The organism is Paenibacillus sp. 32O-W (genome assembly GCF_007679495.1).
In the GTDB taxonomy this organism is placed as follows: Bacteria; Bacillota; Bacilli; order Paenibacillales; family NBRC-103111; genus Paenibacillus_L; species Paenibacillus_L residui.
Genome location: NZ_VEGP01000005.1, coordinates 85590 through 98656, shown reverse-complemented (window position 1 = coordinate 98656; position 13067 = coordinate 85590). Strand labels below are relative to the sequence as shown.

13 protein-coding genes are annotated in these 13067 nt (G+C 49.7%); all 13 read left to right on the top strand.

Annotated features, from left to right (window positions below; genetic code table 11):
* The first annotated feature begins 221 nt into the window (after positions 1-221).
* The gene (locus tag FS806_RS03405; RefSeq protein WP_144933195.1) at positions 222-482 is read left to right on the top strand and encodes a hypothetical protein; all 261 of its coding nucleotides are present in this window, start codon (positions 222-224) and stop codon (positions 480-482) included.
* Positions 483-884: 402 nt separating this feature from the next.
* A complete protein-coding gene (sucC, locus tag FS806_RS03400; protein WP_144933193.1) occupies positions 885-2051 on the top strand; it encodes an ADP-forming succinate--CoA ligase subunit beta in 1167 nt (388 codons plus the stop codon).
* A 52-nt stretch (positions 2052-2103) separates the two neighbouring features.
* Positions 2104-3036, top strand: coding sequence for a succinate--CoA ligase subunit alpha (gene sucD, locus FS806_RS03395; protein ID WP_144933191.1), 933 nt, complete (start codon positions 2104-2106; stop codon positions 3034-3036).
* 102 nt (positions 3037-3138) lie between these two features.
* Positions 3139-4236 (top strand): DNA-processing protein DprA, encoded by a 1098-nt coding sequence (gene dprA, locus FS806_RS03390; protein WP_144933190.1) that lies wholly within the window; start codon positions 3139-3141, stop codon positions 4234-4236.
* 76 nt (positions 4237-4312) lie between these two features.
* A complete protein-coding gene (gene topA / locus FS806_RS03385; RefSeq protein WP_144933188.1) occupies positions 4313-6391 on the top strand; it encodes a type I DNA topoisomerase in 2079 nt (692 codons plus the stop codon).
* A 93-nt stretch (positions 6392-6484) separates the two neighbouring features.
* On the top strand, positions 6485-7813 hold the full coding sequence (gene trmFO / locus FS806_RS03380) for an FADH(2)-oxidizing methylenetetrahydrofolate--tRNA-(uracil(54)-C(5))-methyltransferase TrmFO (RefSeq protein ID WP_144933186.1): 1329 nt from the start codon (positions 6485-6487) through the stop codon (positions 7811-7813).
* A 68-nt stretch (positions 7814-7881) separates the two neighbouring features.
* Positions 7882-8775, top strand: a complete 894-nt coding sequence (xerC, locus tag FS806_RS03375; RefSeq protein WP_144933183.1) for a tyrosine recombinase XerC — start codon at positions 7882-7884, stop codon at positions 8773-8775.
* Positions 8776-8813: 38 nt separating this feature from the next.
* Positions 8814-9356, top strand: a complete 543-nt coding sequence (hslV, locus tag FS806_RS03370) for an ATP-dependent protease subunit HslV (protein WP_144933181.1) — start codon at positions 8814-8816, stop codon at positions 9354-9356.
* A gap of 38 nt (positions 9357-9394) precedes the next feature.
* Positions 9395-10789 (top strand): ATP-dependent protease ATPase subunit HslU, encoded by a 1395-nt coding sequence (gene hslU, locus FS806_RS03365; RefSeq protein ID WP_144933179.1) that lies wholly within the window; start codon positions 9395-9397, stop codon positions 10787-10789.
* A 30-nt stretch (positions 10790-10819) separates the two neighbouring features.
* Positions 10820-11599, top strand: a complete 780-nt coding sequence (gene codY, locus FS806_RS03360; protein WP_144933178.1) for a GTP-sensing pleiotropic transcriptional regulator CodY — start codon at positions 10820-10822, stop codon at positions 11597-11599.
* Positions 11600-11857: 258 nt separating this feature from the next.
* Complete coding sequence (gene flgB, locus FS806_RS03355; RefSeq protein ID WP_144933176.1) at positions 11858-12265, top strand: flagellar basal body rod protein FlgB; 408 nt, start codon at positions 11858-11860, stop codon at positions 12263-12265.
* The gene (gene flgC / locus FS806_RS03350; protein WP_144933174.1) at positions 12262-12711 is read left to right on the top strand and encodes a flagellar basal body rod protein FlgC; all 450 of its coding nucleotides are present in this window, start codon (positions 12262-12264) and stop codon (positions 12709-12711) included. The genes flgB and flgC overlap by 4 nt, the downstream gene beginning before the upstream one ends.
* A 30-nt stretch (positions 12712-12741) precedes the next feature.
* Positions 12742-13047 carry a flagellar hook-basal body complex protein FliE gene (fliE, locus tag FS806_RS03345; RefSeq protein WP_144933172.1) on the top strand — a complete coding sequence of 102 codons (306 nt, stop codon included), beginning with the start codon at positions 12742-12744 and terminating at the stop codon, positions 13045-13047.
* The last annotated feature ends 20 nt before the right edge of the window (positions 13048-13067 follow it).

Sequence of the window (13067 nt, the reverse complement as noted above, 5' to 3'; positions counted from 1 at the left end):
GAGTCCCCGGTTCTTGATCCGCTGTCGTCCCCCATTGGAAAAAGGTGCTTCCTTATAACCAATATATAATTATATTATTCCGCATATGACTTCCATGCCGATGCGCGTCATCACTGATAAACTCTTCACCATTATAACGTTCTCCATCCGCGGGAAAAATCCTGCCTCTGTTTCATAATTTTAGAAAAAATGAGTCATACTACTCCTGAGGTGATTGGACTATGGAAAACAAACCGTATTTCTGCCCGAATTGCCGCTCGAACCGGGTTAAATTCAGCGTGATTACGAGATACACACAGTCCTTTATCAAGGATGCCGTTACCGGGGAAGTTACGGAAATGGCGGAGGAAGCGCCGCTTCAACCGGGGGAGCCGGAAATTCAATGCCTGGTTTGCCATTTCTCGGGGAATGAAATGAGATTCGTGAAGCAGGCGGAGAGAGAGCCGAGGTCAGCCGTCTCCATCCAGCCTACTTATAGTTAATGTAGAACCGGCCAGCGCTTGCTTTCCCGGAAAGCGGCGCTCTTTTTGTTACGCCGTCGGGCCATTTCCATGCGGTTCGGCGGCTCCATTCGCGTAAGGGGGGCTTGCGAGCAGTTTCCTTCGCTGGCATGCAGTGTTCCTATTTCCCGAGCAATTAGAAAAATCGCCACCTTTCACCAATATCGGGAAGTATATGAGAAATTAATGTTAAATAATTAAGAAAAGTAGAGGAAACTAGCGAAAAAAAGTGGTACAATAGATAGGGCTTGTCGAGCGGTGCGATACTGCCGATTGAATAGATTTTTTTCGTTCTGATAATATCTATTCTAGTTGGCTGAAATCCATTGGTTTCGAAGCTTGGTTTCGAAGCGCCATTGAAGACACTGATAGGAGGAAGTAAGAATGAATATCCATGAGTATCAAGGCAAAGAAGTCCTGAGACAATATGGAGTGACCGTTCCGGAAGGAAGAGTCGCTTTTTCCGTGGATGAAGCGGTTGAAGCTGCCAAGCAGCTGGGAACCCCTGTTGTGGTTGTCAAAGCCCAAATCCATGCTGGCGGAAGAGGGAAGGCCGGCGGAGTCAAGGTGGCCAAAAATCTGGACGAAGTGCGTACATATGCTGACGAAATTCTCGGTAAAATTCTCGTCACCCACCAGACCGGTCCGGAAGGTAAAGAGGTTAAACGCCTGCTGATTGAGCAGGGTTGCGATATTAAGAAAGAATACTACGTAGGCGTAGTTGTAGACCGCGGCACCGGCCGGGTCGTCATGATGGCATCGGAAGAAGGCGGCATGGAGATTGAAGAGGTGGCCGCCAGAACCCCGGAGAAAATTTTCAAAGAAGTGATCGATCCGGTTATCGGATTGCAGCCGTTCCAGGCTCGCAGACTGGCATTCGCGATCAATATTCCGAACGAACTGGTTAACAAGGCCGTTAAATTCATGATGGCGTTGTACACGGCATTTGTAGATAAGGACTGCTCCATTGCGGAAATCAACCCGCTCGTCGTAACCGGAGACGGAAACGTTATGGCGCTGGATGCCAAGCTGAACTTCGACTCCAACGCATTGTATCGTCATAAAGACATCCTGGAGCTTCGCGATTTGGAAGAAGAAGATCCGAAGGAAATCGAAGCCTCCAAATTCGACCTGAGCTACATCGCTCTGGACGGAAACATCGGATGTATGGTTAACGGAGCCGGCCTGGCTATGGCAACGATGGATATCATCAAATATTACGGCGGCGAACCGGCCAACTTCCTCGATGTAGGGGGCGGCGCCACCACGGAGAAAGTAACCGAAGCGTTCAAGATCATCCTGTCCGATGAGAAGGTCAAAGGGATCTTCGTTAACATTTTTGGCGGCATCATGCGCTGTGATGTAATCGCCGAGGGAGTTGTAGAAGCGGCCAAGCAGGTAGGTTTGGACCGTCCTCTTGTCGTGCGCTTGGAAGGAACCAATGTGGAGCTCGGGAAGAAGCTTCTGAACGAATCCGGCTTGAATATTATCGCTGCCGACTCGATGGCGGACGGCGCTCAGAAGATTGTAGAGCAAGTCAAAAATTTGTAAGCAGCACCCCTTATATAAAATGAACGGAAAAAAGTAAAGGATGTGAAGCGACGTGAGTATTTTAGTTAATAAAAACACAAAGGTCATTACTCAAGGGATTACCGGTTCCCAGGGTAGATATCATACCAAAGGCGCGCTTGACTACGGAACTCAAGTAGTGGGAGGGACTACTCCCGGCAAGGGCGGTACGGAAGTAGAGTTTGAGCTGGAGAACGGCAGCACGGTCAAGCTCCCCGTGTTCAACACGGTGCGTGAAGCGGTAGAAGCTACCGGAGCCAATACATCCGTTATTTATGTTCCCCCGGCTTTCGCAGCGGATTCGATCATGGAAGCCGTTGACGCCGATCTGGATCTCGTCATATGTATCACTGAAGGAATTCCCGTGCTCGACATGGTTAAAGTCAAGAGATACATGGAAGGCAAGCGTACCGTGCTGATCGGTCCTAACTGCCCCGGTGTCATTACTCCGGGTGAATGCAAAATCGGCATTATGCCGGGATATATCCATACTCCAGGCCATGTCGGAGTCGTTTCCCGCAGCGGAACGCTCACCTACGAAGCCGTTCATCAGTTAACTACCCGCGGCATCGGCCAATCCTCTGCCGTAGGGATCGGCGGAGATCCGGTTAAAGGCTCGGAATTTATCGATGTTCTTAAGAGATTTAACGAAGACCCGGACACTTATGCCGTCATCATGATCGGTGAGATCGGCGGAACGGCGGAAGAAGAAGCGGCCGAGTGGATCAAAAAGAATATGACGAAGCCCGTTGTCGGATTTATCGGCGGTAAGACCGCTCCGGAAGGCAAGCGGATGGGTCATGCCGGCGCTATTATATCCGGAGGCAAGGGAACGGCTGCAGAGAAAGTGGCAACTCTGGAAAGCTGCGGAATTAAAGTGGCTCCTACTCCTGCGGAGATGGGATCCACACTGGTGAGCGTCCTGGAGGAAAAAGGACTGCTGGAGAAATGCATCACTAAAAAATAAGAGCAAACTGAATAAATAATTATGAAGGTAAGCAACCTTTCATTTCCTATATGGATTTGACGGGTTGCTTTTTTCATTTATAAGCACAAGGAGGAACCGGCATTGGATAATAAATCGATCTTGTTAGGGCTTCATGAACTGAAAGGAATCGGTTGGGAGACGATCGAAAAACTGATTATTAAAACTCAAAATTTAGTCGAGCTGCTGGAATGGGGAGATATGGAGTGGAGGGAGGCCGGAATTCGCAGGGATCGGGTAGAGAGTATAAGGAGGGGCTTGACTCAGGAGCGGATAGCGTCCAGACTGGAGTGGTACCGCAAGGAGAACATACATGTATTGACATTATATGATGAAGCTTATCCATACAGGCTGAGGCATAGTTCACGCCCGCCCTGGGTGCTGTATGCCAAAGGAAATTTGAAGCTGCTGGAGAATTATCATTCCCTGGCGATTGTAGGCAGCCGGACTCCGACCGCGTACGGTAGAAGGGCAGCAACCGAGCTGGCTTATCATTTGTCCGAGGCGGGATTGAGCATTGTCAGCGGACTGGCCAGAGGAATCGACAGCGCAGCCCACCTCGGGGCGTTGGAAGGGAAGGCTAAGACGATCGCCATCCTGGGCACCTCGATTGACCGGGTTTATCCCCCTGAAAATCTTAAATTGTTCAAGAGAATAGAGGAAGAGGGGGTCGTGCTGTCCGAGTATTTCCCGGGCATCATCCATCATCCCGGATTATTTCCGCTGCGCAATCGGGTAATTGCCGGCATAAGTTTGGGCACTCTAGTAGTAGAGGCGGCTCAGAATAGCGGATCGTTGATTACGGCCGATATGGCTTTGGACGAGTCCAGGGATTTGTTTGCCGTTCCCGGTCCGATCTTCTCTCCCAAGAGCCAGGGCACCAACGAGCTTCTTCAAACCCGGGCCAAGATGGTCGTTTGCGCGAAAGATGTGCTCGAAGAATATAAGGGCTTTTTCAATATAAAGAACGTTTTGCATCCTGCGGATTCTCCTAAACCCGAACCGGAGCTGACGAAGGAAGAGCGGCGAATCCTTGGGCTCATTTCGTTCGAACCGACGACGATCGACTATCTTTTGGAGCAAAGCGAAACAAATTTTGGACATTTGCATACAATTCTGTTATCTTTACTAATGAAAAAAAAGATTGCACAGCATGCAGGCTCGGCGTATGTATTAATATAGCGGCAAGATCATCAGATTGCCTGCAAGAGATAAAGCACATATAATAAACCTGTTTACAGAGGGGAGGAAGATGCGCATGGCAGATTCGTTAGTTATCGTCGAATCACCGGCAAAAGCGAAAACGATCAGTAAATATTTAGGCAGCAAATATATTGTCAAAGCATCTATGGGCCATATCCGTGATCTTCCCAAAAGTCAGATCGGAGTAGAAGTCAAGCGTAATTTTGAACCGAAATATATAACGATCCGCGGCAAGGGCTCCGTGCTGAAGGAATTGAAGGACGCCAGCAAGAAGGTTAAGAAAATTTATCTGGCGGCGGACCCTGACCGGGAAGGGGAAGCGATTGCCTGGCATCTGGCGCATTATCTGGAGTTAACGGATAACGAGCCATGCCGCGTCGTGTTCAACGAAATTACGAAGCAAGCGGTTAAAGATGCCTTCAAATCACCGCGCCCGATCAATAAAGACCTGGTGAATGCCCAGCAAGCGAGAAGAATTCTTGACCGCCTGGTCGGTTATAAAATCAGCCCGCTTCTATGGAAGAAGGTCAAGAAGGGATTGTCGGCCGGCAGGGTTCAATCGGTAGCCGTCAAGCTGATCAATGACCGGGAGAATGAGATTAGAGAGTTCATTCCGGAGGAGTATTGGTCGATTACGGCCATGCTGCAAGCCGGCAAGCAGTCCTTCGAAGCCAAATTTTACGGGATAGGCGGAGAAAAGCTGGAGCTTGGCAACGAAGAAGAGGTCAACCGGATTCTGAAGATGATTGAGGAGTCCAGCTTCGTTGTTAAGGAGGTTAAGGAGAGGGAGCGTCAGCGTCATCCTTCCGCCCCTTTTATTACAAGTACACTCCAGCAGGAAGCGGCCCGCAAGCTGAATTTCCGAGCGGCCAAGACGATGTCCGTCGCGCAGCAGCTATATGAAGGGATTGAGCTGGGCAAGGAAGGAACGGTCGGTCTGATTACGTATATGCGTACGGACTCCACACGGATATCCCCGGTAGCCCAGGAAGAAGCTAAGGAATATATTCAGGGGAAGTTCGGCGATGCTTACGCTCCGGAAAGCCCACGCAATTATACTAAGAAAAACAGCGGCGCCCAGGACGCGCATGAGGCGATTCGTCCAAGCTCCGTCCTTCGTTCTCCGGACGAAATCAAGTCTTATTTGAGCCGGGACCAATACCGCCTATATAAATTAATTTGGGAACGGTTTGTCGCCAGCCAGATGACCTCGGCCGTATTGGATACGATGACTGTGGACATACAAGCCAACGAAGCGGTTTTCCGCGCCGTAGGCTCCAAAGTGAAGTTTCCGGGCTTCATGAAAGTATACGTAGAAGGAAATGACGACGGGACGACAGAGGAAGACCGGCTTCTGCCTCCTTTGCGTAAGGACGATGTGGTGGAACGCGTCGGAATCGAGCCGAAGCAGCATTTTACGCAGCCGCCGCCTAGATATACGGAAGCCCGGCTGGTAAGGACGCTGGAGGAGTTGGGAATCGGGCGTCCGAGCACCTATGCCCCCACACTGGAAACGATCCAGAAGAGAGGATATGTAGCTCTCGAGGACAAGAAGTTCATTCCGACAGAACTGGGAGAATTGGTCGTTGAATTGATGGAGGAATTTTTCCCGGAAATATTGGATGTAGAATTTACGGCCAATATGGAGGAAGAGCTGGACCACGTGGAAGAAGGGAAGGAGGATTGGGTTAAGGTTCTGGACGAATTTTACCAATCCTTCGAGAAGCGGCTGGAGGTAGCCGAAGAGGAAATGAAGGAAGTCGAGATTCAGGATGAGGTCTCGGATGAAATTTGTGAAAAATGCGGCAAGCCGTTAGTATACAAAATGGGGCGGTTCGGCAAGTTTCTCGCCTGCTCCGGATTTCCGGAGTGCCGGAATACGAAGCCGATCGTCAAGGACATCGGAGTAGTTTGCCCCAAATGCAAGGAAGGCCACATCGTAGAAAGACGCAGCAAGAAAGGCCGGATTTTTTATGGTTGCAACCGGTACCCGGAGTGCGATTTCGTCTCTTGGGACCGGCCGGCGGGACGCGATTGCCCGAAATGCGACTCGATGCTCGTTGTAAAAAATACAAAAAACGGGCAGCACCTCCAATGCGTGCAATGTGATTTTAAAGAGGAAGTGCCGGAATAAGTCTTGCGCGAAACTAAGTTCTCTGGAGCTTAGTTTTTCGTCTTCTTTTCCGGGGTGCTGCGAACCGTAAGGAATTAGGAGGAGGTTAGGATCATGTCCATTGATAAACCAGTCACTGTCATCGGAGCAGGACTAGCGGGCAGCGAGGCCGCTTGGCAAATTGCCCGCCAGGGAGTTCCGGTTAAACTGTACGAAATGAGGCCGGTCCGCAAAACACCGGCCCATATCACCGATAAATTTGCCGAGCTGGTCTGCAGCAACTCTTTGCGGGCTAATGGATTGACCAACGCAGTGGGCGTGCTGAAGGAGGAGATGCGGAACCTGGATTCGCTTATTCTGGCGAGTGCGGACAAGCATGCGGTTCCGGCAGGCGGCGCGCTTGCGGTGGACCGGGACGGGTTTTCGGGAGAGGTGACCTCCACGCTCCGCAATCATCCGCTGATTGAGGTCGTTAATGAAGAAATCAGCTCATTGCCGGAAGGAATAACAGTGGTCGCCACAGGTCCGCTTACTTCTCCGGATCTGTCGGGGCATCTACGGTCGCTTATGGGAGAGGAATATTTATACTTTTATGATGCAGCCGCACCGATTGTTGAGAAAGATTCCATCGATATGGATAAAGCCTTCATAGCTTCCCGGTATGACAAAGGGGAAGCCGCCTATATCAATTGTCCGATGGATGAAGAGCAATTCGAAGCTTTCTATGAAGCGCTGGTTACGGCAGAGGTGGCGCCGATCAAAGAGTTTGAGAAGGAAATTTATTTCGAGGGCTGCATGCCTATCGAAGTGATGGCTAGCAGGGGCAAGCAGACGATTTTGTTCGGCCCGATGAAGCCGGTGGGGCTCGTCGATCCGCGTACGGGCAAGCAGCCTTATGCGGTCGTGCAGTTGAGGCAGGATAATGCAGCCGGAACGCTGTATAATCTGGTCGGTTTTCAGACCCATTTGAAATGGGGGGAACAGAAGAAGGTCTTCTCGCTCATTCCCGGACTGGAGCAGGCGGAGTTTGTCCGATATGGGGTTATGCACCGCAACACTTTCATCAATTCACCGAAGCTGCTGCGGAACACTTATCAATTTGTCCGCCGGGACAATCTGTTCTTCGCCGGGCAGATGACCGGGGTGGAAGGCTATGTGGAATCGGCGGCATCCGGTCTCATTGCGGGAATCAATGCCGGTCGAATGGCAAAGGGTGAGGACTGTCTTGTTTTCCCCCTGGAGACGGCCTTGGGCAGCATGGCTCAGTATATTACGACGGCGGACTTTAAGCATTTTCAACCGATGAATGTGAATTTCGGATTATTCCCGCCGCTGGATGAGAAAATCCGCAACAAAAAAGCCAAGTACGAAAAAATAGCTGAACGTGCAATTCGAACTATTCAGAATTTTTCGCAAAGAACAGGCCTGGTTGCTTGTAAGTAAAAGCTTAGCTGTGATACGATAGTATCTGTTTAGTATCTTTAAAGGCTCTGATATCGGAGGTTGACGTTATGACAATGCAAGCGTGGGTGGACGGTTTCCTTCGATATCTGGAGGCGGAGAGGAACGCTTCCCCGCATACATTGAACAACTATGCCAAAGATTTGCAGCAATTCGTGCTTTTTCTGGAGCAGCAGCAAATCGACAGCCCGGCCACCGTGACGTATTTGAATGTGCGGATGTTTCTGGCCAAGCTGAATGAACAGGAGTACGCGAAGCGAAGCGTATCCCGCAAATTATCCGCATTGCGGACATTTTATACTTATTTGCTGAGGGAGGGGCTTGTAGAGTCCAGCCCTTTCAGCTACATAAGAACTCCCAAGCAGGACAAGAAGCTGCCGAAGTTCCTTTATGTGGAGCAGATGGAAGCTCTTCTCGGAGCGCCGGATACGGACACTCCGATCGGACTCAGAGACCGGGCGATTATGGAACTGCTCTATGCTAGCGGAATCCGGGTTAGCGAGTTGGTCCGGCTGGACCTGTCCTCCATAGATCTGGACAATGGAATCGCCCTTGTCTATGGCAAAGGGGCGAAGGAGCGGTATGTCCCAATCGGAGAACCGGCGGTGGATGCGATCCGGATGTATAAGGAACAGGCCAGGGAAGCGCTGGTCAAAGCAGGCGATGAAGACGCTCTGTTCGTCAACTATGCCGGCGGCCGCCTGACGGACCGCAGTGTGCGCAGAATGCTGGATAAATATATTACCCAGGTAGCCGGCGTACAGAGCATAAGTCCGCACATGTTCCGCCATTCCTTTGCCACTCATATGTTGGAGGCGGGAGCTGATTTGAGAACGGTGCAGGAGCTTCTGGGGCACGTCAATTTATCGACGACCCAGATTTATACGCATGTAACCAAGGATCATCTGCAATCGATCTATAACAGTGCCCATCCGCGCGCTTGATAGGAGCGTATGATGGATTATTTAAAGGGAGTGAGTGCATGAGCGAATTTCATGCGACGACGATTTTTGCCGTTCGTCATAAAGGCAAAGGGGCCATAGCGGGAGACGGACAGGTCACGTTCGGCAACAGCATGGTCATGAAGAACAAGGCGAGGAAAGTCAGAAGACTTTACAGGGGGAAGGTCGTGGCCGGGTTTGCCGGATCGGTGGCGGACGCGATCACTTTATTCGAGAAATTCGAAGGCAAGCTGGAAGAGCATCATGGAAATCTGCAGCGGGCCGCCGTAGAGCTTGCCAAGGAATGGAGATCAGACCGCGTTCTGCGCAAGCTGGAGGCGATGATGATCGTGATGGATGATCAGGGGCTGCTTCTTATTTCCGGCAATGGAGAGATTATCGAGCCTGATGACGGCATTCTGGCCATCGGCTCCGGAGGCAGCTTTGCCCTGGCGGCCGGCCGTGCTCTGAAGAGATACGCTTCCGATATGGAAGCTTCGGAAATCGCGAAGGCGGCTCTCGAGATGGCCGCTGAAATCTGTGTCTACACAAATCACAATATTATTGTCGAAGAAATCGGGTAAGGCAGTTAACTACGCGAGAGAAATCAGGAGGGTTGTTTATGAGCGAATCTTCCCTAACTCCTAAACAAATTGTAGCGGAACTCGATAAATATATTATAGGGCAGAAGAAGGCGAAGAAATCAGTAGCTGTCGCCCTGAGAAACCGTTATCGGAGAAGCCGTCTCGACGAAGCGATCCGGGACGAAATCGTGCCCAAAAACATACTGATGATCGGGCCTACGGGAGTCGGCAAGACGGAAATTGCAAGAAGAATCGCCAAGCTGGTCAAGGCGCCGTTCGTCAAAGTGGAAGCGACCAAATTTACGGAGGTCGGGTACGTCGGCCGCGATGTGGAATCGATGGTCCGTGATTTGGTGGAAACCTCGATCCGCATGGTCAAAGGGGAAAAGACGGAGAAATTGAAGGACAAGGCGGAAGCGCTGGCCAATGATAGAATCGTATCGATACTCGTTCCTTCCGGCTCCAAGAATAGAGGGCAGCGCAATCCGTTGGAAATGCTGTTCGGACAGCAAAACCAGAGCCAGCAAGAACAGGAGACGAGGGACCCCGCCGTGGAGAACGAGAGAGAAGCGGTCAAGAAGCGCTTGTTGAACGGCGAACTGGAGAATGAAACGATAGAAATCGAAGTGGAGGATCATGCTCCTTCGATGTTTGATATGCTGGGCGGACAAGGCAACGACCAGATGGGCTTTAATATGCAGGAGATGTTCGGCAGCCTGCTTCCGAAACGGACGAAGAAGAGGAAATTGCCGGTCAAGGAAGCGCGCAAAGTCCTTATTCAAGATGAAGCCCAGAAGCTTATGGACATGGACGAGGTAATCCAGGAGGCTGTCCGCCGGGCAGAGCAGACCGGGATTATTTTTATCGACGAAATAGACAAAATCGCCACTCCTAACCGCGGCCAAGGCCCGGATGTCTCCCGCGAAGGAGTGCAAAGGGATATTCTGCCTATCGTGGAAGGCAGCACCGTCATGACCAAATACGGCCCTGTGCATACGGATTACATTTTGTTCATTGCCGCCGGGGCATTTCATATAGCGAAACCATCCGATCTGATCCCCGAATTGCAGGGGCGGTTTCCGATTCGGGTCGAGCTCAACAACTTGACGCTCGATGACTTCGTGTCGATCCTGACAGAGCCGAAGAACGCGCTGACGATGCAGTATACGGCACTCTTGGAAACGGAAGGAATCCGGGTGGATTTTACAGAAGGAGCGATTCGCGAAATCGCTGCTATTGCCGTGGAAGTTAATCAAAATACCGACAATATCGGTGCCAGAAGATTGCATACGATTCTGGAGAAGGTTCTGGAGGATCTGTCCTATGAAGCATCGGACATCCACTTGGAGCAGATATCCATTACCCCGGAATATGTGCGAGAAAAGCTGGGGGAAATTGTAAAAAACAGGGACTTAAGCCAGTATATTCTATAAGCAAGGCCCGAAATTATGGAGGCTTCAGTAATGACGCTATTGATAAAAACAAGAAGATTGAACCGCCTGCTGCAGAAAGCGGCAGGCAAACCTGTCAGCTTTATGGAAATGGCAGAGGTTCTACGCGATACTATACAGGCCAATCTTTATGTGGTCAGCCGCAAAGGGAAAATTCTCGGGTTTGCCCAGATTGAGACGATGGAATCGGAGAATCTGAATGAGATGATTCACCAGAAGCAGAGATTTTCCGAAGAAATCAACACATTATTGTTGAAAATTGAGGAGACGACCTCCAATGTAGATGAAGAAAGCATCTATCATTACTTTATCGAACAAATCGAACATATGTTCGGTCATCGTCAAATGACCGTTATTCCCATTGTTGGGGGCGGGGACCGCCTGGGTTCACTAGTGCTTACGCGTAAAGAGGATGCTTTCGGGGACGAAGATTACATACTGGCGGAATACGGGGCTACTGTCGTCGGAATGGAAATTTTCAAGGTGCGGGCCGAGGAGAATGAAGTTCATGCCCGCAGCAAAGCCATTGTAGACGTGGCTGTCGCCTCCTTGTCCTATAGCGAGCTTGAAGCGGTTGATCATATATTCGAGGAATTGGATGGGGACGAAGGACTATTGGTCGCCAGTAAAATTGCCGATCGTGCGGGGATCACCCGTTCGGTTATTGTTAATGCTCTTCGCAAGCTGGAGAGTGCGGGTGTCATCGAAACCAGGTCGCTCGGCATGAAAGGAACTTACATAAAAATCCTGAATGATCAATTAATTTTAGGTCTTGAAAAAGTGAAAGTTTAAATTTTTGTCAGAAGAATCGAGCCTAAAGTATCATTGAAACAGTAATAAATCCCTATTTACCATAAAAGTCCTGTCGAAAGATGGGACTTTTTTCTTATTGTAATTAATTCCAGTTTTATTCATTATTAGAGATGTTTTGATATAGATCGAAATTTGTCACATTCGTATATAATTTTTTTAAAGGATGTCGAAAAAAAAGAGGAGTTAACAAATATTTGTTGAATAAGATTATCTAGCTTGGAGAGTGAGGTTAGAGAAATGGAACTATTAAATTCGTCAACTTTTAACTTGATGGAGCGTTCGCTGAATGCTTCGGCCTTGCGCCAGCAGGTGATTTCGAACAATATCGCGAATGTGGACACGCCTTTTTTCAAACGTTCCGATGTTCAGTTCGAGGAACTACTGCAGAATGAGTTGAAGGCACCATTCTCCATTGAAGGATTCAGGACCGATCCCAGACACTTTGTCATAGGTCGATCTTCTTATCCCGCTCCGCAAATTACTAAAGACTCAGAGACAGCCATGAATAACAATATGAACAACGTCGATATCGATGCGGAAATGTCCTTGCTGGCCAAGAATGTTCTAAGGTATTACGTCATGAGTCAGCAGGTCGGCCATGAGATTAAGATGGCCAGAACAGCATTAGGAGGGAGCAGCCGATGAAATTGACAGGAGCTTTCGACATTAGTTCATCTGCTTTGACGGCCCAGAGACTCAGAATGGATGTGATATCGTCCAACATCGCCAATGCGGAGACCAACCGCGGTAGATTGGTAGATGGGAAATGGGTCCCGTACAGCCGAAAGATTGTCACTATGGAACCAAAGAGCAGTCAGCCTTTTGCCCATTTTCTGAACTCGGCTATGGAAGGGGCCGCAGGGGAAGGTGTAAAAATCACGAGAATTACCGAGGATTCCACTCCACCCAAGCTAGTTTACAATCCAACCCATCCCGATGCGGATGAAAATGGATATGTACATATGCCCAACGTCGATATCTTGAAGGAAATGATCGACATGATCTCGGCCACCCGATCCTATGAGGCCAACGTAACGGCATTAAATGCTTCCAAGTCCATGATTACGAAGGCTCTGGAAATAGGTAGATAGGCCGACTGATAGTTGAAAGGGGGGACAATGATGATAGATCCGGTAGTACTAAACGCTCAATCCGCTAGTTCGCTGATACCGGGTTCCAAGGCCTATACGGGAGCTCTGGAATTGTCGAAGCAGTTCGACCAGTTTTTGAAGGGGGCTATCACCGATCTAAACCAGCAGCAGCATCAGGTGGATCAATTGAACGAGCAATTCATAGTTGGAGAAATGAATGACGTTCATCGGCTGATGATCGCCTCTGCAAAAGCGGAATTAGGCTTGCAGCTAGTGGTGCAGGTTCGAAATAAAGTAGTGGAGGCCTATCAGGATGTTATGAGGATGCAGCTCTAATTCCAGTAAAACGGTAAACG

Bases quoted from the DNA above. Each gene is read 5' to 3' on its own strand.
- FS806_RS03405 (WP_144933195.1), top strand. From the start codon at position 222: ATGGAAAACAAACCGTATTTCTGCCCGAATTGCCGCTCGAACCGGGTT.
- sucC (WP_144933193.1), top strand. From the start codon at position 885: ATGAATATCCATGAGTATCAAGGCAAAGAAGTCCTGAGACAATATGGA.
- topA (WP_144933188.1), top strand. From the start codon at position 4,313: ATGGCAGATTCGTTAGTTATCGTCGAATCACCGGCAAAAGCGAAAACG.
- trmFO (WP_144933186.1), top strand. From the start codon at position 6,485: ATGTCCATTGATAAACCAGTCACTGTCATCGGAGCAGGACTAGCGGGC.
- xerC (WP_144933183.1), top strand. From the start codon at position 7,882: ATGACAATGCAAGCGTGGGTGGACGGTTTCCTTCGATATCTGGAGGCG.
- hslV (WP_144933181.1), top strand. From the start codon at position 8,814: ATGAGCGAATTTCATGCGACGACGATTTTTGCCGTTCGTCATAAAGGC.
- hslU (WP_144933179.1), top strand. From the start codon at position 9,395: ATGAGCGAATCTTCCCTAACTCCTAAACAAATTGTAGCGGAACTCGAT.
- codY (WP_144933178.1), top strand. From the start codon at position 10,820: ATGACGCTATTGATAAAAACAAGAAGATTGAACCGCCTGCTGCAGAAA.
- flgB (WP_144933176.1), top strand. From the start codon at position 11,858: ATGGAACTATTAAATTCGTCAACTTTTAACTTGATGGAGCGTTCGCTG.
- flgC (WP_144933174.1), top strand. From the start codon at position 12,262: ATGAAATTGACAGGAGCTTTCGACATTAGTTCATCTGCTTTGACGGCC.
- fliE (WP_144933172.1), top strand. From the start codon at position 12,742: ATGATAGATCCGGTAGTACTAAACGCTCAATCCGCTAGTTCGCTGATA.